The organism is Sorangium sp. KYC3313 (genome assembly GCF_052075895.1).
Taxonomy (GTDB): Bacteria; Myxococcota_A; Polyangia; order Polyangiales; family Polyangiaceae; genus Sorangium; species Sorangium cellulosum_B.
On sequence record NZ_CP197255.1, the window covers coordinates 3,235,748 to 3,260,155 of the forward strand.

Annotated in this window: 3 protein-coding genes; all 3 read right to left on the reverse strand. The window is 69.0% G+C overall.

Features of this window, described 5'->3' with window-relative positions; all coding sequences use genetic code 11:
• Positions 1 to 4 precede the first annotated feature (4 nt).
• The 3 genes from ACSRUE_RS12730 to ACSRUE_RS12740 all read right to left on the reverse strand — a co-directional run bounded on the left by ACSRUE_RS12730 (position 5) and on the right by ACSRUE_RS12740 (position 24,402).
• On the reverse strand, positions 5 to 1,222 hold the full coding sequence (locus tag ACSRUE_RS12730; protein ID WP_441291211.1) for a cytochrome P450 family protein: 1,218 nt from the start codon (positions 1,220 to 1,222) through the stop codon (positions 5 to 7).
• A gap of 169 nt (positions 1,223 to 1,391) precedes the next feature.
• A complete protein-coding gene (locus tag ACSRUE_RS12735) occupies positions 1,392 to 2,651 on the reverse strand; it encodes a metallophosphoesterase family protein (RefSeq protein ID WP_441291212.1) in 1,260 nt (419 codons plus the stop codon).
• Between the two features lie 232 nt (positions 2,652 to 2,883).
• Entirely contained in the window at positions 2,884 to 24,402 is a 21,519-nt protein-coding gene (locus tag ACSRUE_RS12740) for a hypothetical protein (protein WP_441291213.1), read from the reverse strand.
• Between the last annotated feature and the right edge of the window lie 6 nt (positions 24,403 to 24,408).

Consider the following 24,408-nt stretch of genomic DNA (forward strand, 5'->3'; position numbering starts at 1 on the left):
CCGCTCAGAATACCACAGGCACCGTCGCCGGGCCGCGGATCGTCGGCCATTCGCTCCATACGATGTCGCGGGGCGGGACGGCGAGCTCGATGCGCGGCAGCCTCCGGAGGAGCGTCGAGAAGGCGATCGCCGCCTCGATCCGCGCGAGCATCGCGCCCAGGCAGAAGTGGATCCCGCCCCCGAAGCCGATGTGCCGGTTCGGCGAGCGGCCGATATCGAAGCGGTCCGGCTCCGGAAAGTGCTTTGGATCCCGGTTCGCGGCCAGGAGCCCCGCCGCGACCCCTTCTCCCGCCGGCACGCGGGCGCCGAACAGCTCGATGTCGTCGAGCGACCAGCGGATCGTCGAGAGCTCTGCCGGCCCCTCGCAGCGCAGCGCCTCCTCCACGGCGGAGCCGACGAGCCCGGGGTCCTCGTCCAGCCGGCGCCGCTCCGCGGGGTGCGAGAGCAGGAGGAACATGCCGCTCGCGATGAGGTGCACCGTGGTCTCGTGGCCCGCGACGATCAGCAGGAACACCATGCTCGAGAGCTCCGCCGGGCTCAGCTTGCGCTCCTGCTCCTCGGCCACCAAGAGGCCGCTGATCAGGTCGTCGCGCGGGGCCTTGCGGCGCGCGTCGGCGAGCGCCCGGAAGTACGCCGCGAACTCCTCCACCACGGGCTGCGCGCGCTCCACGAACTCGCGATCTTTCGCGGGCGCGAGGAGGATCTTCGTCCACCGGCGGAACCGGTCGCGATCCTCGAGGGGGAGGCCGAGCAGCTCGGCGATCACCGCCGTGGGGAGCGGAAACGCGAAGTCTGCCACGAGCTCCATCCGGCGCCGGTCGATCACCGCGTCGATGAGCCCGTCCGCGATCGCCTGGATGCGCGGGCGCAGCCCTTCCATCATCCGCGGCGAGAAGGCCCGCTGGACGATGGCCCGGAGCCGCGTGTGATCCGGCGGATCGGCGTCGAGCATGTGCTGATCCATGAAGGTCGTGCGGTCGCTGAGCGGGAAGTAACGCCGGCGCACCTCGTCGGGGAGCTTGCGGAAGTCGCGGATCAGGCGCGGATCCTTGAGCAGCTCCACGCAGTCGTCGTAACGCACGGCCACCCAGATGGGCACGTCGAGGCGGGGGTGAATGAGGCGATGCAGGCGCCCCGCGGCCCGCATGCGCGCGTAGATCGCGTGCGGCTCGGCGCGGCAGCTCGGATGGAACAGCTCCGGAAAAGCGTCCTGGTCGACCATGATTCCCCCGTTTCATGGCGTCCGGACGTTCGAGGTGATGCTCGCGTCACGCCGGATCGCGAGGTGTGCATGGTGGAGAACCGCGCGCCGTCAAGCGGCGGCCGGAGGGCTGCGCGCCGTCAGGTAGCGGCGCCGGAGCTCGGGCGCGCCGCGGGGCCGCGCCCGACCTTCAGGGCGCGTCGCTCGCGCCGAGCAGCCGCGAGATCAGCGTGTGCTCCACGTCGTCGAGCGCCTCGCGCAGGAACGCCGGGTCGTCGAGGCGGATCGCGTCGTCCCCCTCGCGCGCCTCGACGGGCAGCTTGTTCCTGAGGCTCGCGAACTCGCGCAGCAGCGAGGACAGGCCCGCCTCGTCGTCGCGCAGCGCGCGCAGCGACCGCGTGAGCTGGCCGATCGCGTCGTCCCGCTCCTCGAGCGCGCCCACCTGGAGCGGCGAGATCGTCCGGGAGAGCACGCGCTCGATCCACAGCGCGCCGCCGAGATCGTTGGCGATCGCGCGGATCTGCCCCGTCCATCGCTCGAAATCGGCGCGGAGCGCGGCGTGCGCCTTCGTCGCGCCGCACAGGAAGACCCGCGCGGCCAGCGTGCGCCCGTCCGCCTCGGCGAGGCGCCGCTCGAGCTCCTCCCGCGTCAGATCCACGATGTCGTCGGCGCTCGCGGCCGGGGAGAGATCGACCTCGCAGGCGCTCCAGCGCACGACGTCGAGGGGGCGGTGCTCGACCGAGGTGATGCGGCCGTCGTCCACCGCGACGAGGAGGGCGCCCTTCTCGCCGGTCTCGCGGGCGTGGCGGCCCTGGAGGTTGCCGGGGAACGCGATGTACGGATCGCGCGAGAGCACCTCCCGGGTGTGCACGTGGCCGAGCGCCCAGTAATCGTATCGCTTCCCGACGAGGGTGTTCAGGCTGCAAGGAGCGTAGTTGTCGTGGCCCTCGCGGCCGCTCAGGCAGGTGTGGAGCATGCCGATGTTGAAGAGGCCTGCCCGCGCGTCCGGATAACCCGCGGCGAGATCGTCGGTGACGGCCTTGGTCGCGAAGCTCTGTCCGTGGACGGCGACCCCGAGCCGATCGAAGACGATGGACTCGGGGCGGCGGGGATCGAGCCGCCGGGCGTTCTCGGGGAGCTCCAGGTGACGCGTGATGTTGCTCTCGGCGTCGTGATTGCCATAGAGGAGCACGACGTCGACCCGGGCGGCGCGCAGGCGGGAGAGCTGCGCGGCGAAGAACAGGCCCGTGCTGTAGTCCTTCCAGTCGCCGTCGTAGATGTCGCCCGCGAGGAGCAGGAGGTCGACCTCCTCGGCGAGGCAGAGGTTCACGAGGTTCTCGAGCGCGCGGCGGGTGGCCCCGCGGATCTGCTCGACGGGGGCGCCCGGGTAACGGTCGAGCCCGCGGAGCGGGCTGTCGATGTGGAGGTCGGCGGCGTGGACGAACTTCATGGGCTGGCGCGGCCCGAGCTTAGCCGCTCGGCGCCGGGAGCGCTGCTCATCCGATGAGGATCGCGAGCGATGGCTCACCCGCCGTCGCCGGGCTCGGCCGCCCGGGGACAGCTCCGTCCGAGCTCGTCCAGCCGGAGGGCGAGGGTCGTGTCAGCCACGACGTGAGGCGCGCCGTGCGCGAGGAGATGGGATCTCCGGCGGGATGGACAGGGCGCGTCCGGATCGCGAGGAGTCAGCGGACGCAGCTGCAGGTGGAGTGCCCGCCATCCTGCGAGTCCGAGCCCGGCTTGCCCTTCGTGACAACGAGCTTGGCGTCCGTGCCGAGCTCCCGCAGGAGCTCGGTGGCGAGCGCCATGGCTTCTCGCTTTTCCTCCTGTGTGGGTGGAGAGGACCATGTGCCGCTCTTCTCCACCAGCGTCTGCACCAGCGCTTCGATCGGAGACGTCGGGGCCTCAGGCCCGCCGGACGGCGCCGGCGAGGCGCCGGTCGGTTGCGGCGAGGCGCCGGACGGTTGCGGCGAGGCGCCGGTCGGCAGCGGCGAGGCGCCGGTCGGTTGCGGCGAGGCGCCGGTCGGCAGCGGCGAGGCGCCTGTCGGCTGCGGCAAGGCGCCGGTCGGCAGCGGCGAGGCGCCGGTCGGCAGCGGCGAGGCGCCGGTCGGCCGCGGCGACGCACCTGTCGCGTCGTGCGCTAGCGGCGAAAAGCCGGCCAGCTGCGCCGCTGGATTCTGCTGCGCGATGAACTGATCAGCGTAACCCGGGTTACTGTTGGAGGATGCCTGCTGTGCGCTCGGATTGTTCAGCAGCTTGATGATCTGCTGGAGCTCGTCCGGTGCGAAGCCGTCTTTGGCCGTCTCGAGCCGCGTCGCCGCCTCCTTGAGGTGGCTCAGGTAGCCGTCGCGATTCTCGTACGGCACGGCCCCATCGACCACGAGCTGCCCGTTCTTCAACTGCGGGGTCTGTTGCTCCACCCGCTCGGCGTGGTCGCGGATGACCTTGGCGAGGGAGGCGCGCTGCTCACGACCGGGCAGGGTCGAGAGGACGACGCGGTGGTAGTTGGGGAGCTTGTTCGGGCCGAGCCACTTCTGCATGCGGGCCGCCTGGGAGTTGCCCTGCTCCTCGAGGTAGACGGTCTGCATGCCCATGAGAGCGGGGCCCTCCAGGGCACCGCTGCGCATACCGACGTTGACGGCGTTGTCGCGGTGGGTCTTGGCGAGGTAGCGGAAAAGACGGAGCTGGCCAAAGCGCCCTTCGTCCTTGAAGGGGAAGCTCGGGTCCTTCCAGAACTCGCCGAGGACGACGCCGTGCTCGCCCGGATCGACGTCGATCGGGTCGCCGACGAGCACGGGCTTGACGTCGCCCATCTGGTCGATGAGCTGCTGCAGGCCTTTCGGGCTCGTGAAATGGTGCGACTTCTCGGCGTCGGCGGCGCCTGTCTTGGCCCAGAGGAAGGCGTACTTCTCTCCGGGCGTGATGCCCTTTGTCGCGAGCCAGTCGCTCAGCTTCTTGTCCTCGGAGGCCGTGTTGTCGCCGGTGTCCGAGTGTGGGTTGTCCAGCCATTGCTGCGCGAGCCAGGCGGGCACGCCATTGTCGCCGTCGCCGCCGTAATCTGTGAGATTCTGGCTCACGACCTGGGTGCCGTAGGTGGCGCTGTGGATCTGCGCCCCTTGCAGCAGGTCTTCGCCGATGGCCTGGTCGCGGTCCTTGTAGGTCTGCTTGACGTCGTCGACCTCGTGGATCATCACGCGGTCGTCGGGCAACCACGGGGGCGCGCCGTTCTGGTCGCTCGCCTTGCGGGCAAGGGCGTCGCGGTAGAAGCGCGCGATGTCCTCGGCGTGGTCGCGGGCCCCCGTCGGAGCCAGGACGACGACGCCGAGCTCATCGTCGAGCGTCAGCGCGGCGGCGATGCCGTACCGATCGCCGCTCATGAAGTCGGCCTGCACGAGCCAGCCATGCTCCAGCGCCGGTACCATGGGCTCGTCCATCGCCATCGCGGCGTCGTAGGGGCCCTGTGGCTGTGCGGTGCCGGTACTGCCGGAGCTCGTCCCGGGGTTCGCCTGGTCGTCCGCTCCATGGAAGCGTTGCGACGGGGGGCCATCGTCGTCGCTGCCGCTGCGATCGCGTTTGGCACCCGCGAGCACGTTGGCGGGGCCGAGCGTGTCGCCGGAGCGGGGGCTGCTGGGCGCCTGAGCTTGCGACTGGCCGCCGGCGGATGTGCCGTAGGTGAACGCCCCGAACAGCTGCGGCATGTCCTTCTTGTCCACCCGGACGGGGAAGGCCTTCCCCCAGGACTGGATGGGCACGATGAAGGAATCGCCGTGGGAGGTGATCGGGCCGTCGATGGCGACCACGTGTGCGCTGGACGGGTCGAGCCCGCTGAGCTGGGCGATCTTCTGGGGATCATCAGGCGTCGGGGAGCCGGGCGCGTGGTTCTTCGCGATGTCCCAGAGCGCGGCGCCGTTCATCACGGTGGCAAACGCAAACCCTCCTTGCTCGGTCTTCGCGAGTGCATCGTTGATGCGCGCGACGTCGTAGCCGCCCGGGGAGCCGGCGGTCATGATCCTGGCGTCCGCGCCCAGGGCCTTGTTCATGAAGCCGGCGGTCGACTCGGCCGAGAGCAGCAGGTCGCCCTGGGCGGTGGAGACACCGGGGGCCTTGGCCGCGTCGCTCTGCTGCTCGAGCGCGGCGACGGCATCGGCTCCGAGCAGCTCGACGAGGCCGCGGGCGAGGACGTGGTCGACGAGGTGGTCATCGACATCGTTGCGGGTGGCCTGGTCCTTCAGGGCGGCGCGCTTGGCCTTGGCGGTCTTGAGGCCATTGACGAGCGGCCTTGTCGGCGTCGGGCCGAGCGCTTGCGGAGCGTTGCCCGTCATGCCGCTCCGGATGAGCTCCAGGCCGTCGCTGAGCGCCACGCCGTCCTGACCCTGCTGGCCCTGCTGGCCCTGCTGGCCGCCACGGAAGGCGGCGGCTCCGGGGGCCTTGGCGAGGCGGCCGAGCGGCTTGCCGGTGAAGAGCGCGACGGCCAGGTGCGATGCCGTGGCCAGGTCGCTCTTGAGCGTGGCGTAAAGCATGCTGTGGAGCGCGCAGTTGGTGAACGCCGATTGCGACAGCGAGGCAGGGTTCTGGAAGAGCGCGCTGAGCCGCTCGATGAACGGCTCGCTGACGCCCTGCGCCCGGAGCAGCTCGCTCAGCAGCGCGGCGGCCTCCTCCCTGTGCTTGCTGTCGGCGTTGGGCGGCCAGGTGGCGCTGCGCTCAGCGATCGTGCGGACCAGCGCATCGACCGGGCTGCCCTGGGCTTGCGCGCCTTGCTGGCCCTCGGCAGCACCTGCGGCCGTCGTGGGGGTGGTGGCGAGATCGCTCGGCGCCTGCGGCGGCGGGGCGGCCACATCGGGAGCGCTCGACGGAGCGGGGCTGTCCCCGGCGTTCTTGTCCTCCGGCTTCACCGAAGGCGCGCCCTGCAAGGCGCCACCCTTCTTCGGCGGCGGCCCCTTCCCCTCGTCAGGCGCGCCGGGCGGCGCCGGAGAGGCGCCGATCGGCCGCGGCGAGGCACCTGTCGCGCCGTGCGCTAGCGGCGAATAGGCGCCCAGCTGGGCCGCCTTCTGCTGCGCGTTAAACCGATCCGCGTAGCCCGGGTTCGTGCTGGAAGATGTCTGCTGTGCGCTCGGATTGTTCAGCAGCTTGATGATCTGCTGGAGCTCGGCCGGTGCGAAGCCGTCTTTGGCCGTCTCGAGCCGCGTCGCCTCCTCCTCGAGGTGGCTCACGTAGCCGTCACGATGCTCGAACGGCACGGCCCCGTCGACCACGAGCTGCCCGTTCTTGAATTGTGGGGTCTCGCGCTTCACCCGCTCGGCGTGGTCGCGGATGACCTTGGCAAGGGACTTGCGCTGGTCAGGACCGGGCAGGGTCGAGAGGACGACACGGTGGTAGTTGGGGAGCTTGTCCTCGCCGAGCCACTTCTGCATGCGGGCCGCCTGGGAGTTGCCCTGCTCCTCGAGGTAGACGGTCTGCATGCCCATGAGAGCGGGGCCCTCCAGGGCACCGCTGCGCATACCGACGTTGACGGCGTTGTCGCGGTGGGTCTTGGCGAGGTAGCGGAAAAGACGGAGCTGGCCAAAGCGCCCTTCGTCCTTGAAGGGGAAGCTCGGGTCCTTCCAGAACTCGCCGAGGACGACGCCGTGCTCGCCCGGATCGACGCCGATCGGGTCGCCGACGAGCACCGGCGTGACGTCGCCCCTCTTGTCGATGAGCTGCTGCAGGCCCTCCGGGCTCGTGAAATGGTGCGACTTCTCGGCGTCGTCCGCGCCTGTCTTGGCCCAGAGGAAGGCGTACTTCTTGCCGGGCGTGATGCCCTTTGTCGCGAGCCAGTCACTCAGCTTCTTGTCCTCGGAGGCCGTGTTGTCGCCGGTGCCCGCGTGCGGGTTGTCCAGCCATTGCTGCGCGAGCCAGGCGGGCACGCCATGGTCGCCTTTGCCGCCGTACTGTTTGAGATTCTGGCTCACGACCTGGGTGCCGTAGGTGGCGCTGTGGATCTGCGCCCCTTGCAGCAGGTCTTCGCCGACGGCCTCGTCGCGGTCCTGATAGGCCTGCTTGACGTCGTCGACCTCGTGGATCCTCACGCGGTCGCCGGGCGACCACCGGGGTGTGCCGTTCTCGGGGTTCTTCGCCTTGCGGACGATGACCTCGTGGTAGAAGCGCGCGATGTCCTCGGCGTGGTCGCGCGACCCCGTCGGAGCCAGGACGACGACGCCGAGCTCGTCGTCGAGCGTCAGCGCGGCGGCGATGCCGTACCGATCGCCGCTCATGAAGTCGGCCTGCACGAGCCAGCCATGCTCCAGCGCCGGTACCCTGGGCCCGTCCATCGCCATCGCGGAAGGGTCGGTATAGACCCATTGATTCTGGTCGCCCGACCAGGCCATGGGGAGCGAGGTGCCCTGCTGGGGGTCGTACGAGAACACGCGGAAGGTCCCGCTGGCGAGGATCTGATCCGCGCCCACCCGGACGGCTCCGTTGTCCAGCCACTCGGAAACGTACATCGGGGTTGAATCCCCGGTGACGTAGGCCACGAAGTAGGGGCCCTGTGGCTGCGTGCTCGCTCCCTGCGCGTCCCCGGTGCTGCCGGAGCTCGACCCGGAGAAGCCGGCCAGCTGCGTCGCCGGATCCTGCTGCGCGAGAAACCGCTCGCCGTAACCTGGGTTATGGTCTGCCTGCTCTGGGCTCGGATCGTTCAGCAGCTCGATGATCTGCTGGAGATCGTCCGGTGCGAAGCCGCCTCTGGACGTCTCGAGCCGCGTCGCCTCCGCCTTGAGGTGGCTCAGGTAGCCGTCACGATGCTCGTACGGCACAACCCCATCGACAACGAGCTTCCCGTTCTTCAACTGCGGGGTCTCGCGCTCCACCCGCCGGGCGTGGTCGCGGATGACCTTGGCGAGGGAGGCGCGCTGCTCACGACCGGGCAGGGTCGAGAGGACGACGCGATGATAGTTGGGGAGTTTGTCCTCTCCGAGCCACTTCTCCATGCGGGACGCCTGAGAGTTGCCCTGCTCCTCGAGGTAGACGGTCTGCATGCCCATGAGGGCGGGGCCCTCCAGGGCACCGCTGCGCATGCCGACGTTGACGGCGTTGTCGCCGTGGGTCTTGGCGAGGTGGCGGAAGAGACGGAGCTGGCCGAAGCGGCCTTCGTCCTTGAAGGGGAAGCTCGGGTCCTTCCAGAACTCGCCGAGGACGACGCCGTTGTTGCCCGGATCGACGTCGATGGGGTCGCCGACCAGCACCGGGGTGACGCCGTCCATCTCGTCGATGAGCTGCCGCAGGCCCTCCGGGCTCGTGAAATGGTGCGATTTCTCTGCGTCGGCCGCGCCTGTCTTGGCCCAGAGGAAGGCGTACTTCTCGCCGGGCGTGATGCCCTTTGTCGCGAGCCAGTCGCTCAGCTTCTTGTCCTCGGAGGCCGTGTTGTCGAGCCATTGCTGCCCGAGCCAGGCGGGCACGCCGTTGTCGCCTTTGCCGCCGTAGTAACCGAGCTGCCGGCTCACCTCCTCGGTGCCGTAGGTGGCGCTGTGGATCTTCGCCCCTTGCAGCACGTCTCCGCCGACGGCCTGGTCGCGGTCCTGGTAGGTCTGCTTGACGTCGTCGACCTCAAGGATCCTCACGCGGTCGCCGGGCGACCATGGGGGCGTGCCGCTCTCGGGGTTCTTCGCCTTGCGGGCGAGGGCGTCACGGTAGAAGCGCGCGATGTCCTCGGCGCGGTCGCGCGACCCCTTCGGAGCCAGGACGACGACGCCGAGCTGATCGTCGAGCGTCAGCGCGGCGGCGATGCCGTACCGATCGCCGCTCATGAAGTCGGCCTGCACGAGCCAGCCATTCTCGAGGGCCGGCGCCATGGGCTCGTCCGTCGCCATCGCGGACGGGTCGGTATAGACCCATTGATTCTGCTCGTCCGACCAGGCCATGCCGGGATCGACCCAGGCGCCCTGCTGGGCGTCGAACGAGAACAAGCGGAAGGTGCCGTGGTCGAGGACCTGCTCCGCGCCCTCGCTGGTGTTCACCCGGACGGCTCCGTTCGCCATCCACTCCGAGATGACCATCGGGGTTGGAGTCCCGTGGACGAAGGCGTAGGGGCCCTGTGGCTGCGTGCTCGCTCCCTGCGCGGCCCCGGTGCTGCCGGAGCTCGACCCGGAGAAGCCGGCCAGCTGCGCCGCTGGATTCTGCTGCGCGATGAACAGCTCGGCGTAACTCGGGTTATGGTTTGAAGATGCCTGCTGTGCGCTCGGATTGTTCAGCAGCTCGATGATTCGCGTGAGATCGCCCGATGCGAAGCCGTCTTCGGCCGTCTCGAGCCGCCGCGCCTCCTTCTCGAGATGGCGCAGGTAGTCGTCACGCTGCGTGGCCGGCACGACCCCGTCGACCACGAGGTCCCCGTACTCGTTGAATCGCTCGGGCTCGCGCTCGACCCGCCAGGCGTGGTCGCGGATGACCTTGGCGAGGGACGCGCGCTGCTCAGGACCAGGCAGGGTGGAGAGGACGACACGGTGGTAGTTGGGGAGCTTGTCCTCGCCGAGCCACTTCTCCATGCGGGACGCCTGAGAGTTGCCCTGCTCCTCGAGGTAGACGGTCTGCATGCCCATGAGGGCGGGGCCCTCCAGGGCACCGCTGCGCATACCGACGTTGACGGCGTTGTCGCCGTGGGTCTTGGCGAGGTGGCGGAAGAGGCGGAGCTGGCCGAAGCGCCCTTCGTCCCTGAAGGGAAAGCTCCGGTCCTTCCAGAACTCACCGAGGACGACGCCGTTGTTGCCTGGAGCGACGTCGATGGGGTCGCCGACGAGCACGGGCTTGACGTCGCCCATCTGGTCGATGAGCTGCTGCAGGCCCTCCGGGCTCGTGAAATGGTGCGACTTCTCGGCGTCGGTGGCGCCCGTCTTGACCCAGAGGAAGGCGTACTTCTCGCCGGGCGTGATGCCCTTTGTCGCGAGCCAGTTGCTCAGTTTCTCGTCCTCGGAGGCCGTGTCGTCGCTGGTGCCCGCGTGCGGGTTGTCGAGCCATTGCTGCCCGAGCCACGCCGGGACTTCATCGTCGCCTTGGCCGTTGAACGCTTCGAGATACTGGCTCACCATCTGGGTGCCGTAGGTGGCGCTGTGGATCTGCGCCCCTTGCAGCAGGTCTTCGCCGATGGCCTGGTCGCGGTCCTTGTAGGTCTGCTTGACGTCGTCGACCTCGTGGATCATCACGCGGTCGCCGGGCGACCACGGGGGCGCGCCGTTCTGGTCGCTCGCCTTGCGGGCAAGTGCGTCGCGGTAGAAGCGCGCGATGTCCTCGGCGCGGTCGCGGGCCCCCGTCGGAGCCAGGACGACGACGCCGAGCTCATCGTCGAGCGTCAGCGCGGCGGCGATGCCGTACCGGTCGCCGCTCATGAAGTCGGCCTGCACGAGCCAGCCATTGTTCAGCGCCGGTACCGTGGGCTCGTCCATCGCCATCGCGGCGTCGTAGGGGCCCTGTGGCTGTGCGGTGCCGGTACTGCCGGAGCTCGTCCCGGGGTTCGCCTGGTCGTCCGCTTGATGGAAGCGTTGCGACGGGGGGCCGTCGTCGTCGCTGCCGCTGCGATCGCGTTTGACACCCGCGAGCACGTTGGCGGGGTCGAGCGTGTCGCCGGAGCTGGGGTTGCTGGGCGCCTGAGCTTGCGACTGGCCGCCGGCGGAGGTGCCGTAAGTGAACGCCCCGAACAGCTGCGGCATGTCCTTCTTGTCCACCCGGACGGGGAAGGCCTTCCCCCAGGACTGGATGGGCACGATGAAGGAATCGCCGTGGGAGGTGATCGGGCCGTCGATGGCGACCACGTGTGCGCTGGACGGGTCGAGCCCGCTGAGCTGGGCGATCTTCTGGGGATCATCAGGCGTCGGGGAGCCGGGCGCGTGATTCGTCGCGATGTCCCAGAGCGCGGCGCCGTTCATCACGGTGGCGAACGCAAACCCTCCTTGCTCGGTCTTCGCGAGTGCATCGTTGATGCGCGCGACGTCGTAGCCGCCCGGGGAGCCGGCGGTCATGATCCTGGCGTCCGCGCCCAGGGCCTTGTTCATGAAGCCGGCGGTCGACTCGGCCGAGAGCAGCAGGTCGCCCTGGGCGGTGGAGACACCGGGGGCCTTGGCCGCGTCGCTCTGCTGCTCGAGCGCGGCGACGGCATCGGCTCCGAGCAGCTCGACGAGGCCGCGGGCGAGGACGTGGTCGACGAGGTGGTCATCGACATCGTTGCGGGTGGCCTGGTCCTTCAGGGCGGCGCGCTTGGCCTTGGCGGTCTTGAGGCCATTGACGAGCGGCCTTGTCGGCGTCGGGCCGAGCGCTTGCGGAGCGTTGCCCGTCATGCCGCTCCGGATGAGCTCCAGGCCGTCGCTGAGCGCCACGCCGTCCTGACCCTGCTGGCCCTGCTGGCCGCCACGGAAGGCGGCGGCTCCGGGGGCCTTGGCGAGGCGGCCGAGCGGCTTGCCGGTGAAGAGCGCGACGGCCAGGTGCGATGCCGTGGCCAGGTCGCTCTTGAGCGTGGCGTAAAGCATGCTGTGGAGCGCGCAGTTGGTGAACGCCGATTGCGACAGCGAGGCAGGGTTCTGGAAGAGCGCGCTGAGCCGCTCGATGAACGGCTCGTCGATGCCCTGCGCCCGGAGCAGCTCGCTCAGCAGCGCGGCGGCCTCCTCCCTGTGCTTGCTGTCGGCGTTGGGGGGCCAGGTGGCGCTGCGCTCAGCGATCGTGCGGACCAGCGCATCGACCGGGCTGCCCTGGGCTTGCGCGCCTTGCTGGACGTCGCTCTGCGCCTTCGGCGGCGGGGCGGCCATGTCGGGACCGCTCGACGGAGCGGGGCTGTCCCCGGCGTTCTTGTCCTCCGGCTTCCCCGAAGGCGCGCCCTGCAAGGCGCCATGATTCTGCTGCGGCGGCACCTTCCCCTTGTCAGGCCTGCCGGGCGGCGCCGGGGAGGCGCCGGTCGGCTGCGGCGAGGCGCCTGTCGCGCTGTGCGCTAGCGGCGAATAGGCGCCCAGCTGCGCCGCCGCCCTCTGCTGCGCGATAAACCGATCCGCGTAACCCGGGTTCGTGTTGGAAGATGCCTGCTGTGCGCTCGGATCGTTCAGCAGCTTGACGATCTGCTGGAGCTCGGCCGGTGCGAAGCCGTTTCCAGGCCTCTGGAGCCGCTGTTTCTCCGCCTCGAGGTAGTCCAGGTAGTCCTTACGATTCTCCACCGGCACGGCTCCGTCGATGACGAGCCTTCCGTTCTTGGGCTGAGGGGTGTCGCGCTCCACCCGCCGGGCGTGGTCGTCGATGACCTTGGCGAGGGAGGCGCGCTGGTCAGGACCGGGCAGGGTCGAGAGGACGACTCGGTGGTAGTTGGGGAGCTTGTCCCTGCCGAGCCACTTCTGCATGCGGGCCGCCTGGGAGTTGCCCTGCTCCTCGAGGTAGACGGTCTGCATGCCCATGAGGGCGGGGCCCTCCAGGGCACCGCTGCGCATGCCGACGTTGACGGCGTTGTCGCCGTGGGTCTTGGCGAGGTGGCGGAAAAGGCGGAGCTGGCCGAAGCGGCCTTCGTCCTTGAAGGGGAAGCTCGGGTCCTTCCAGAACTCGCCAAGGGCGACGCCGTTGTTGCCTGGAGCGACGTCGATGGGGTCGCCGACGAGCACCGGCGTGACGTCGCCCATCTGGTCGATGAGCTGCTGCAGGCCCTCCGGGCTCGTGAAATGGTGCGATTTCTCGGCGTCGGCGGCGCCCGTCTTGACCCAGAGGAAGGCGTACTTCTCGCCGGGCGTGATGCCCTTTGTCGCGAGCCAGTCCCTCAACTTCTTGTCCTCGGAGGCCGTGTTGTCGAGCCATTGCTGCCCGAGCCAGGCGGGCACGCCACTGTCGCCTTTGCCGCCGTACTGTTTGAGATACTGGCTCACCACCTGGGTGCCGTAGGTGGCGCTGTGGACCTGCGCCCCCTGCAGCACGTCTTGGCCGATGGCCTGGTCGCGGTCCTGGTAGGTCTGCTTGACGTCGTCGACCTCGTGGATCCTTACGCGGTCGTCGGGCGGCCACGGGGGCGCGCCGCCTTCCTGGTTCTTCGCCTTGCGGGCGAGGGCGTCGCGGTAGAAGCGCGCGATGTCCTCGGCGCGGTCGCGCGACCCCGTCGGAGCCAGGACGACGACGCCGAGCTCGTCGTCGAGCGTCAGCGCGGCGGCGATGCCGTACCGATCGCCGCTCATGAAGTCGGCCTGCACGAGCCAGCCATGCTCCAGCGCCGGCGCCATGGGCTCGTCCGTCTCCATCGCGGAAGGGTCGGTATAGACCCATTGATTCTGGTCGCCCGACCAGGCCATGGGGAGCGAGGTGCCCTGCTGGGGGTCGTACGAGAACACGCGGAAGGTGCCGTGGTCGAGGACCTGATCCGCGCCGACCCGGACGGCTCCGTTGTCCAGCCACTCGGAGACGTACATCGGGGTTGAATTCCCGGCGACGTAGGCCACGTAGTAGGGGGTCTGGGTCTGCGCGCTCGCTCCCTGCGCGGCCCCGGTGCTGCCGGAGCTCGACCCGGAGAAGCCGGCCAGCTGCGTCGCCGGATCCTGCTGCGCGACAAATCGCTCGCTGTAACCCGAGTTATGGTTTGAAGATGCCTGCTGTGCGCTCGGATTGTTCAGCAGCTTGATGATCTGCTGGAGCTCGGCCGGTGCGAAGCCGTCGTCGGGCCTCTCGAGCCGCCGCGCCTCTGCCTCGAGGTAGTCCAGGTAGGCCTTACGATTCTCGACCGGCACGGCCCCGTCGATGACGAGCCTTCCGTTCTTGGGCTGCGGGGTCTCGCGCTCCACGCGCCAGGCGTGGTCGCGGATGACCTTGGCGAGGGAGGCGCGCTGGTCACGACCGGGCAGGGTGGAGAGGACGACACGGTGGTAGTTGGGGAGCTTGTCCTTGCCGAGCCACTTCTCCATGCGGGACGCCTGAGAGTTGCCCTGCTCCTCGAGGTAGACGGTCTGCATGCCCATGAGGGCGGGGCCCTCCAGGGCACCGCTGCGCATGCCGAGGTTGACGGCGTTGTCGCCGTGGGTCTTGGCGAGGTAGCGGAAAAGACGGAGCTGGCCAAAGCGTCCTTCGTCCTTGAAGGGGAAGCTCGGGTCCTTCCAGAACTCACCGAGGACGACGCCGTTGTTGCCTGGAGCGACGTCGATGGGGTCGCCGACGAGCACGGGCTTGACGTTGCCCATCTGGGCGATGAGCTGCTGCAGGCCCTCCGGGCTCGTGAAATGGTGCGACTTCTCGGCGTCGGTGGCGCCCGTCTTGACCCAGAGGAAGGCGTACTTCTCGCCGGGTGTGATGCCCTTTGTCGCGAGCCAGTCGCTCAGCTTCTCGTCCTCGGAGGCCGTGTTGTCGAGCCATTGCTGCCCGAGCCAGGCGGGCACGCCACTGTCGCCTTTGCCGCCCCACTTTTTGAGATTCTGGCTCACGACCTGGGTGCCGTAGGTGGCGCTGTGGATCTGCGCCCCTTGCAGCAGGTCTTCGCCGACGGCCTCGTCGCGGTTCTGGTAGGTCTGCTTGACGTCGTCGACCTCGTGGATCCTGACGCGCTCGTCGGGCGACCACGGGGGCGTGCCGCTCTCGTGGCTCGCCTTGCGGGCGAGGGCGTCGCGGTAGAAGCGCGCGATGTCCTCGGCGCGGTCGCGTGACGCCTTCGGGGACAGGACGACGACGCCGAGCTCATCGTCGAGCGTCAGCGCGGCGGCGATGCCGTACCGATCGCCGCTCATGAAATCAGCCTGCACAAGCCAGCCATTCTCGAGGGCCGGTGCCATGGGCTCGTCCGTCGCCATCGCGGACGGGTCGGTATAGACCCATTGATTCTGGTCGCCCGACCAGGCCATGCCGGGATCGACCCAGGCGCCCTGCTGGGCGTCGTAGGAGAACAAGCGGAAGGTGCCGTGGTCGAGGACCTGCTCCGCGCCCTCGCCGGTCGATACCCGGACGGCTCCGTTCGCCATCCACTCCGAGACAACCATCGGGGTTGGAGTCCCGTGGACGAAGGCGTAGGGGCCCTGTGGCTGCGCGCTCGCTCCCTGCGCGGTCCCGGTGCTGTCGGAGCTCGACCCGGAGGCTTGCGGCGAAAAGCCGGCCAGCTTCGCCGCCGGATTCTGCGCGATGAACTGATCAGCGTAACTCGGGTTACTGTTGGAGGATGCCTGCTGTGCGCTCGGATTGTTCAGCAGCTCGATGATTTGCTTGAGATCTTCCTGTGCGAAGCCGTCTCCGGCCGTCTCGAGCCGCCGCGCCTCCTTCTCGAGATGGCGCAGATAGTCGTCACGCTGCGTGGCCGGCACGACCCCGTCGACCACGAGATCCCCGTACTCGTTGAACCGCGGGTCCTCGTGCTCCACCCGCTCGGCGTGGTCGCGGATGACCTTGGCGAGGGACGCGCGCTGCTCAGGACCGGGCAGGGTGGAGAGGACGACACGGTGGTAGTTGGGGAGCTTGTCCTCGCCGAGCCACTTCTCCATGCGGGACGCCTGAGAGTTGCCCTGCTCCTCGAGGTAGACGGTCTGCATGCCCATGAGGGCGGGGCCCTCCAGGGCACCGCTGCGCATGCCGAGGTTGACTGCGTTGTCGCCGTGGGTCTTGGCGAGGTGGCGGAAGAGACGGAGCTGGCCGAAGCGGCCTTCGTCCTTGAAGGGGAAGCTCGGGTCCTTCCAGAACTCGCCGAGGGCGACGCTGTGCTCGTCCGGATCGACGTCGATCGGGTCGCCGACGAGCACCGGCGTGACGTCGCCCATCTGGTCGATGAGCTGCTGCAGGCCCTCTGGGCTCGTGAAATGGTGCGACTTCTCGGCGTCGGCCGCGCCCGTCTTGACCCACAGGAAGGCGTACTTCTTGCCGGGCGTGATGCCCTTTGCTGCGAGCCAGTTGCTCAGTTTCTCGTCCTCGGAGGCCGTGTTGTCACCGGCGTCCGCGTGCGGGTCGTCGAGCCATTGCCGCCCGAGCCAGGCGGGCACGCCATCGTCGCCTTTTCCGGTGTACGCTTCGAGATACTGGCTCACGACCTGGGTGCCGTAGGTGGCGCTGTGGATCTGTGCCCCTTGTCGCACATCTTCATCGAGTGCCTGGTCGCGCTTCTGGTAGGTCTGCTTGACGTCGTCGACCTCGTGGATCCTCACGCGGTCGTCGGATGACCACGGGGGCGCGCCGCCTTCCTGGTTCTTCGCCCTGCGGGGGAGGGGGTCGAGGGCGTCGCGGTAGAAGCGCGCGATGTCCTCGGCGCGGTCGCGCGACCCCTTCGGAGCCAGGACGACGACCCCGAGCTTATCGTCGAGCGTCAGCGCGGCGGCGATGCCGTACCGATCGCCGCTCATGAAGTCAGCCTGCACGATCCAGCCATGTTCCGGCGCCGGTGCCGTGGACTCGTCCATCGCCATCGCGGAAGTGTCGGTGTCGTGGCTCGACTGGCCCCAGCTCCCCATCGCGGACGGGTCGGTATAGATCCACTGATTCTGGTCGCGAGACCAGGCCATGGGGAGCGGGGAGCCTTGCTGGGAGTCGTACTCGAACAAGCGGAAGGTGCCGTCCTCGAGGTCCTGTTCCTCGCCCGCGCCGGTGCTCACCCGGACGGCTCCGTTGTCCAGCCACTGCGAGACAACCCTCGGTGTTTGGGCCCCGGCGACGTAGGCCACGTAGTAGCGACCCTGTGGCTGCGCGCTCGCTCCCTGCGCGGCCGCGGCGCTGCCGCGATCGTGTTTGACACCCGCGAGCACGTTGGCGGGGCCGAGCGTGTCGCCGGAGCTGGGCTTGCTGGGCGCCTGCGCAGGCGCCTTGCCGCCGGCGGAGGTGCCGTAAGTGAACGCCGAGAACAGCTGCGGCATGTCCTTCTTGTCCACCCGGACGGGGAAGGCCTTCCCCCAGGACTGGATGGGCACGATGAAGGAATCGCCGTGGGAGGTGATCGGGCCGTCGATGGCGACGATATGTGCGCTGGACGGGTTGAGCCTGCTGAGCTGGGCGATCTTCTGGGGGTCTTCAGGCGTGGGGGAGCCGGGCGTGTGATTCGTCGCGATGTCCCAGAGCGCGGCGCCGTTCATCACGGTGGCAAACGCAAACCCTCCTTGCTCGGTCTTCGCGAGTGCATCGTTGATGCGCGCGACGTCGTAGCCGCCCGGGGAGCCGGCGGTCATGATCCTGGCGTCCGCGCCCAGGGCCTTGTTCATGAAGCCGGCGGTCGACTCGGCCGAGAGCAGCAGGTCGCCCTGGGCCGCGGAGACACCGGGGGCCTTGGCTGCGTCGCTCTGCTGCTCGAGCGCGGCGACGGCATCGGCTCCGAGCAGCTCGACGAGGCCGCGGGCGAGGACGTGGTCGACGAGGTGGTCATCGACATCGTTGCGGGTGGCCTGGTCCTTCAGGGCGGCGCGCTTGGCCTTGGCGGTCTTGAGGCCATTGACGAGCGGCCTTGTCGGCGTCGGGCCGAGCGCTTGCGGAGCGTTGCCCGTCATGCTGCGCCGGACGAGGTCCAGGCCGTCGCTGAGCGCCACGTCGTCCTGGCCCTGCTGGCCCTTCTGGCCGCCACGGAAGGCGGCGGCTCCGGGGGCCTTGGCGAGGCGGCCGAGCGGCTTGCCGGTGAAGAGCGCGACGGCCAGGTGCGATGCCGTGGCCAGGTCGCTCTTGAGCGTGGCGTAAAGCATGCTGTGCAGCGCGCAGTTGGTGAACGCCGATTGCGACAGCGAGGCAGGGTTCTGGAAGAGCGCGCTGAGCCGCTCGATGAACGGCTCGCTGACGCCCTGCGCCCGGAGCAGCTCGCTCAGCAGCGCGGCGGCCTCCTCCCTGTGCTTGCTGTCGGCGTTGGGCGGCCAGGTGCTGCTGCGCTCAGCGATCGTGCGGACCAGCGCATCGACCGGGCTGCCCTGGGCTTTCGCGCCTTGCTGGACCTTGGCGGCATTTGAGGCCGTCGTCGCCAGGGTGGTGAGGCCGCTCGGCGCTTGCGGCGGCGGGGCGGCCACGTCGAGAGCGCTCGACGGAGCGGGGCTGTCCCCGGCGTTCTTGTCCTCCGGCTTCCCCGAAAACGCGCCCTGCAAGGCGCCATGATTCTCCTGCGGCGATCCCTTCCCCGTGTCAGGCCCGCTGGTCGGCTGCGGCGAGGCACCTGTCGCGCCGTGCGCCAGCGGCGAATAGCCGCCCAGCCGCGGCGCGGCTTTCTGCTGCGCGATAAACCGATCAGCGTAACCCGGGTTATGGTTTGAAGATGCCTGCCGTGCGCTCGGATCGTTCAGCAGCTTGACGATCTGCTGGAGATCGTCCGGTGCGAAGCCGTCTTCGGGCCTTTCGAGCCGCCGCGCCTCCGCCTCGAGGTAGCGCAGGTAGTCGTCACGATGCTCGAACGGCACGGCCCCGTCGATAACGTACTTCCCGTGCTTGGGCTGCGGGGTCTCGCGCTCGACCCGCCAGGCGTGGTCGCGGATGACCTTGGCGAGGGAGGCGCGCTGGTCACGACCGGGCGGGGTGGAGAGGACGACACGGTGGTAGTTGGGGAGCTTGTCCTCGCCGAGCCACTTCTCCATGCGGGATGCCTGGGAGTTGCCCCGCTCCTCGAGGTAGACGGTCTGCATGCCCATGAGGGCGGGGCCCTCCAGGGCACCGCTGCGCATGCCGACGTTGACGGCGTTGTCGCCGTGGGTCTTGGCGAGGTGGCGGAAGAGGCGGAGCTGGCCGAAGCGTCCTTCGTCCTTGAAGGGAAAGCTCGGGTCCTTCCAGAACTCACCGAGGACGACGCCGTTGTTGCCTGGAGCGACGTCGATGGGGTCGCCGACGAGCACCGGCGTGACGTCGCCCATCTGGTCGATGAGCTGCTGCAGGCCCTCCGGGCTCGTGAAATGGTGCGATTTCTCGGCGTCGGTGGCGCCCGTCTTGACCCAGAGGAAGGCGTACTTCTCGCCGGGTGTGATGCCCTTTGTTGCGAGCCAGTCGCTCAGCTTCTTGTCCTCGGAGGCCGTGTTGTCGAGCCATTGCTGCCCGAGCCAGGCGGGCACGCCACTGTCGCCTTTGCCGCCCCACTTTTTGAGATTCTGGCTCACGACCTGGGTGCCGTAGGTGGCGCTGTGGATCTGCGCCCCTTGCAGCAGGTCTTCGCCGATGGCCTGATCGCGGTCCTGGTAGGTCTGCTTGACGTTGCTGACCTCGTGGATCCTTACGCGCTCGTCGGGCGGCCACGGGGGCGCGCTTTCCTCGTGGTTCTTCGCCCTGCGGGCGAGGGCGTCGCGGTAGAAGCGCGCGATGTCCTCGGCGCGGCCGCGCGACCCCGTCGGGGTCAGGACGACGACGCCGAGCTGATCGTCGAGCGTCAGCGCGGCGGCGATGCCGTACCGATCGCCGCTCATGAAGTCAGCCTGCACGAGCCAGCCATTCTCCAGCGCCGGCGCCATGGGCTCGTCCGTCGCCATCGCGGACGGGTCGGTATAGACCCATTGATTCTGGTCGCCCGACCAGGCCATGGGGAGCGAGGTGCCCTGCTGGGGGTCGTACGAGAACAAGCGGAAGGTGCCGCTGGCGAGGATCTGATCCGCGCCGACCCGGACGGCTCCGTTGTCCAGCCACTCGGAGACGTACATCGGGGTTGAATCCCCGGCGACGTAGGCCACGAAGTAGGGGCCCTGTGGCTGCGTGCTCGCTCCCTGCGCGTCCCCGGTGCTGCCGGAGCTCGACCCGGAGAAGCCGGCCAGCTGCGTCGCCGCCTTCTGCTGAGCGACAAACCGATCCGCGTAACCCGGGTTCGTGTTGGAAGATGCCTGCTGTGCGCTCGGATTGTTCAGCAGCCCGATGATCTGCTGGAGCTCGTCCGGTGCAAAGCCGTCTTTGGACGTCTCGATCCGCCGCGCCTCCGCCTCGAGATAGCGCAGGTAGTCGTCACGATTCTCGTACGGTACGCCCCCGTCGACAACGAGCTTCCCATTCCTGGGCTGCGGGGTCTCGCGCTCCACCCGCCAGGCGTGGTCACGGATGACCTTGGCGAGGGAGGCGCGCTGGTCACGACCAGGCAGGGTGGAGAGGACGACACGGTGGTAGTTGGGGAGCTTGTCCTCGCCGAGCCACTTCTCCATGCGGGACGCCTGAGAGTTGCCCTGCTCCTCGAGGTAGACGGTCTGCATGCCCATGAGGGCGGGGCCCTCCAGGGCACCGCTGCGCATGCCGAGGTTGACGGCGTTGTCGCCGTGGGTCTTGGCGAGGTGGCGGAAGAGCCGGAGCTGGCCGAAGCGGCCTTCGTCCTTGAAGGGGAAGCTCGGGTCCTTCCAGAACTCGCCGAGGGCGACGCCGTTGTTGCCTGGAGCGACGTCGATGGGGTCGCCGACGAGCACCGGCGTGACGTCGTCCATCTCGTCGATGAGCTGCCGCAGGCCCTCTGGGCTCGTGAAATGGTGCGATTTCTCGGCGTCGGCGGCGCCCGTCTTGACCCAGAGGAAGGCGTACTTCTCGCCGGGCGTGATGCCCTTTGCTGCGAGCCAGTGGCTGAGCTTCTTGTCCTCGGAGGCCGTGTTGTCGAGCCATTGCTGCCCGAGCCAGGCGGGCACGCCATGGTCGCCTTTGCCGCCGTACTGTTTGAGATTCTGGCTCACGACCTGGGTGCCGTAGGTGGCGCTGTGGATCTGCGCCCCTTGCAGCAGGTCTTCGCCGATGGCCTGATCGCGGTTCTGGTAGGTCTGCTTGACGTCGTCGACCTCGTGGATCCTGACGCGCTCGTCGGACGACCACCGGGGTGTGTTGTTCTCGTGGCTCGCCTTGCGGACGACGGCGTCGCGGTAGAAGCGCGCGATGTCCTCGGCGCGGTCGCGCGACCCCTTCGGAGCCAGGACGACGACGCCGAGCTGATCGTCGAGCGTCAGCGCGGCGGCGATGCCGTACCGATCGCCGCTCATGAAGTCGGCCTGCACGAGCCAGCCATTCTCGAGGGCCGGCGCCATGGGCTCGTCCATCGCCATCGCGGAAGGGTCGGTAACAACCCATTGATTCTGGTCGCCCGACCAGGCCATGGGGAGCGAGGTGCCCTGCTGGGGGTCGTACGAGAACAAGCGGAAGGTGCCGCTGGCGAGGATCTGATCCGCGCCGACCCGGACGGCTCCGTTGTCCAGCCACTCGGAGACGTACATCGGGGTTGAATTCCCGGCGACATAGGCCACGTAGTAGAGACCCTGTGGCTGCGCGCTCGCTCCCTGCGCGGTCCCGGTGCTGCCGGAGCTCGACCCGGAGGCTTGCGGCGAGAAGCCGGCCAGCTTCGCCGCCGGATTCTGCGCGACGAACCGATCGGCGTAACTCGGGTTATGGGCTGAAGATGCCTGCTGTGTGCTCGGATTGTTCAGCAGCTCGATGATTTGCCCGAGATCTTCCTGTGCGAAGCCGTCTTCGGCCGTCTCGAGCAGCCGCGCCTCCTTCTCGAGATAGCGCAGGTAGTCGTCACGATTCTCGTACGGTACGCCCCCGTCGACAACGAGCTTCCCATTCCTGGGCTGCGGGGTCTCGCGCTCCACCCGCCAGGCGTGGTCGCGGATGACCTTGGCGAGGGACGCGCGCTGCTCAGGACCAGGCAGGGTGGAGAGGACGACACGATGGTAGTTGGGGAGCTTGCCGAGCCACTTCTCCATGCGGGACGCCTGGGAGTTGCCCTGCTCCTCGAGGTAGACGGTCTGCATGCCCATGAGGGCGGGCCCCTCCAGGGCACCGCTGCGCATGCCGACGTTGACGGCGTTGTCGCCGTGGGTCTTGGCGAGGTAGCGGAAGAGCCGGAGCTGGCCGAAGCGGCCTTCGTCCTTGAAGGGGAAGCTCGGGTCCTTCCAGAACTCGCCGAGGGCGACGCCGTTGTTGCCTGGAGCGACGTCGATGGGGTCGCCGACGAGCACCGGCGTGACGTCGTCCATCTCGTCGATGAGCTGTCGCAGGCCCTCTGGGCTCGTGAAATGGTGCGACTTCTCGGCGTCGGCGGCGCCGGTCTTGACCCAGAGGAAGGCGTACTTCTCGCCGGGTGTGATGCCCTTTGTCGCGAGCCAGTCGCTCAGCTTCTCGTCATCGGCGGCCGTGTTGTCGCCGGTGCCCGCGTGCGTAGGGTCGAGCCATTGCTGTCCGAGCCAGGCGGGCACGCCATCGTCGCCTTTGCCGCCGTAGTAACCGAGCTGCCGGCTCACCTCCTCGGTGCCGTAGGTGGCGCTGTGGATCTGCGCCCCTTGCAGCACGCCTTGGCCGACGGCCTCGTCGCGGTTCTGATAGGCCTGCTTGACGTCGTCGACCTCGTGGACCATCACGCGGTCGTCGGGCGACCACCGGGGTGTGCCGTTCTTTGGGTTCTTCGCCTTGCGGGCGAGGGCGTCGCGGTAGAAGCGCGCGATGTCCTCGGCGCGGTCGCGGGCCCCCGTCGGAGCCAGGACGACGACGCCGAGCTCATCGTCGAGCGTCAGCGCGGCGGCGATGCCGTACCGATCGCCGCTCATGAAGTCGGCCTGCACGAGCCAGCCCTTCTCCAGCGCGGGTACCGTGGGCTCGTCCATCGCCATGGCGGAAGGGTCGCCGTAGCCCCACTGGCTCCAGCTCCCCATCGTGGACGGGTCGGCGTAGACCCACCGATTCTGGTCGCCTGACCAGGCCATGGGGAGCGGGGAGCCTTGCTGGGAGTCGTATTCGAACAAGCGGAAGGTGCCGTCCTCGAGGTCCTGTTCCTCGCCCGCGCCGGTGCTCACCCGGACGGCTCCGTTGTCCAGCCACTGCGAGACAACCCTCGGTGTTTGGGCCCCGGCGACGTAGGCCACGTAGTAGCGACCCTGTGGCTGCGCGCTCGCTCCCTGCGCGGCCGCGGCGCTGCCGCGATCGTGTTTGACACCCGCGAGCAGCTTGGCGGGGTCGGGCGCGCCGCCAGCGCGGGGGCTGCTGGGCGCCTGCGCAGGCGCCTTGCCGCCGGCGGAGGTGCCGTAAGTGAACGCCGAGAACAGCTGCGGCATGTCCTTCTTGTCCACCCGGACGGGGAAGGCCTTCCCCCAGGACTGGATGGGCACGATGAAGGAATCGCCGTGGGAGGTGATCGGGCCGTCGATGGCGACGATATGTGCGCTGGACGGGTTGAGCCCGCTGAGCTGGGCGATCTTCTGGGGGTCTTCAGGCGTGGAGGAGCCGGGCGTGTGATTCGTCGCGATGTCCCAGAGCGCGGCGCCGTTCATCACGGTGGCAAACGCGAACCCTCCCTGGTTGGTGTTCGCGAGTGCATCGTTGATGCGCGCGACGTCGTAGCCGCCCGGGGAGCCGGCGGTCATGATCCTGGCGTCCGCGCCCAGGGCCTTGTTCATGAAGCCGGCGGTCGACTCGGCCGAGAGCAGCAGGTCGCCCTGGGCGGTGGAGACGCCGGGCGCGTTGGCTGCGTCGCTCTGCTGCTCGAGCGCGGCGACGGCATCGGCTCCGAGCAGCTCGACGAGGCCGCGGGCGAGCAGGTGGTCGACGAGGTGGTCATCGACATCGTTGCGGGCAGTCTGGTCCTTCAGGGCAGCGCGTTTGGCCTTGGCGGTCTTGAGGCCATTGACGAGCGGCCTTGTCGGCGTCGGGCCGAGCGCTTGCGGAGCGTTGCCCGCCATGCCGCTCCGGATGAGCTCCAGGCCGTCGCTGAGCGCCATGCCGTCCTGACCCTGCTGGCCCTTCTGGCCGCCACCGAAGGCGGAGGCTCCGGGGGCCTTGGCGAGGCGGCCGAGCGGCTTGCCAGTGAAGAGCGCGACGGCCAGGTGCGATGCCGTGGCCAGGTCGCTCTTGAGCGTGGCGTAAAGCATGCTGTGCAGCGCGCAGTTGGTGAACGCCGATTGCGACAGCGAGGCAGGGTTCTGGAAGAGCGCGCTGAGCCGCTGGATGAACGGCTCGCTGACGCCCTGCGCCCGGAGCAGCTCGCTCAGCAGCGCGGCGGCCTCCTCCCTGTGCTTGCTGTCGGCGTTGGGCGGCCAGGTGGCGCTGCGCTCAGCGATCGTGCGGACCAGTGCATCGAGCGTGGGCGCCGGGGCCTGCGTGCTCTGCGCGATGTCCGGCGCCGTCGCATGGACGGCCTTCTCTTTGTCTGTCGCCTCGGGGAGCGGGCTGGCCGCCGGCTTCGGCTTCGGCGGGCCGGCGGTCTCGCTCCCCGCTTTCGCAGCGGTGCTGGAGGCGCTGGTGCCGCCGGCTGGGCTGTTCTCGCCGGATTCCGGTGGTGCGACATTGCGGGCGCGTTTCACCTGCGCGCTCAGCGGCGGCCGACCCTCGCGGCGCCCCTCGCCGGAACCGGAAGAAGACGTGGGCATGGTCAA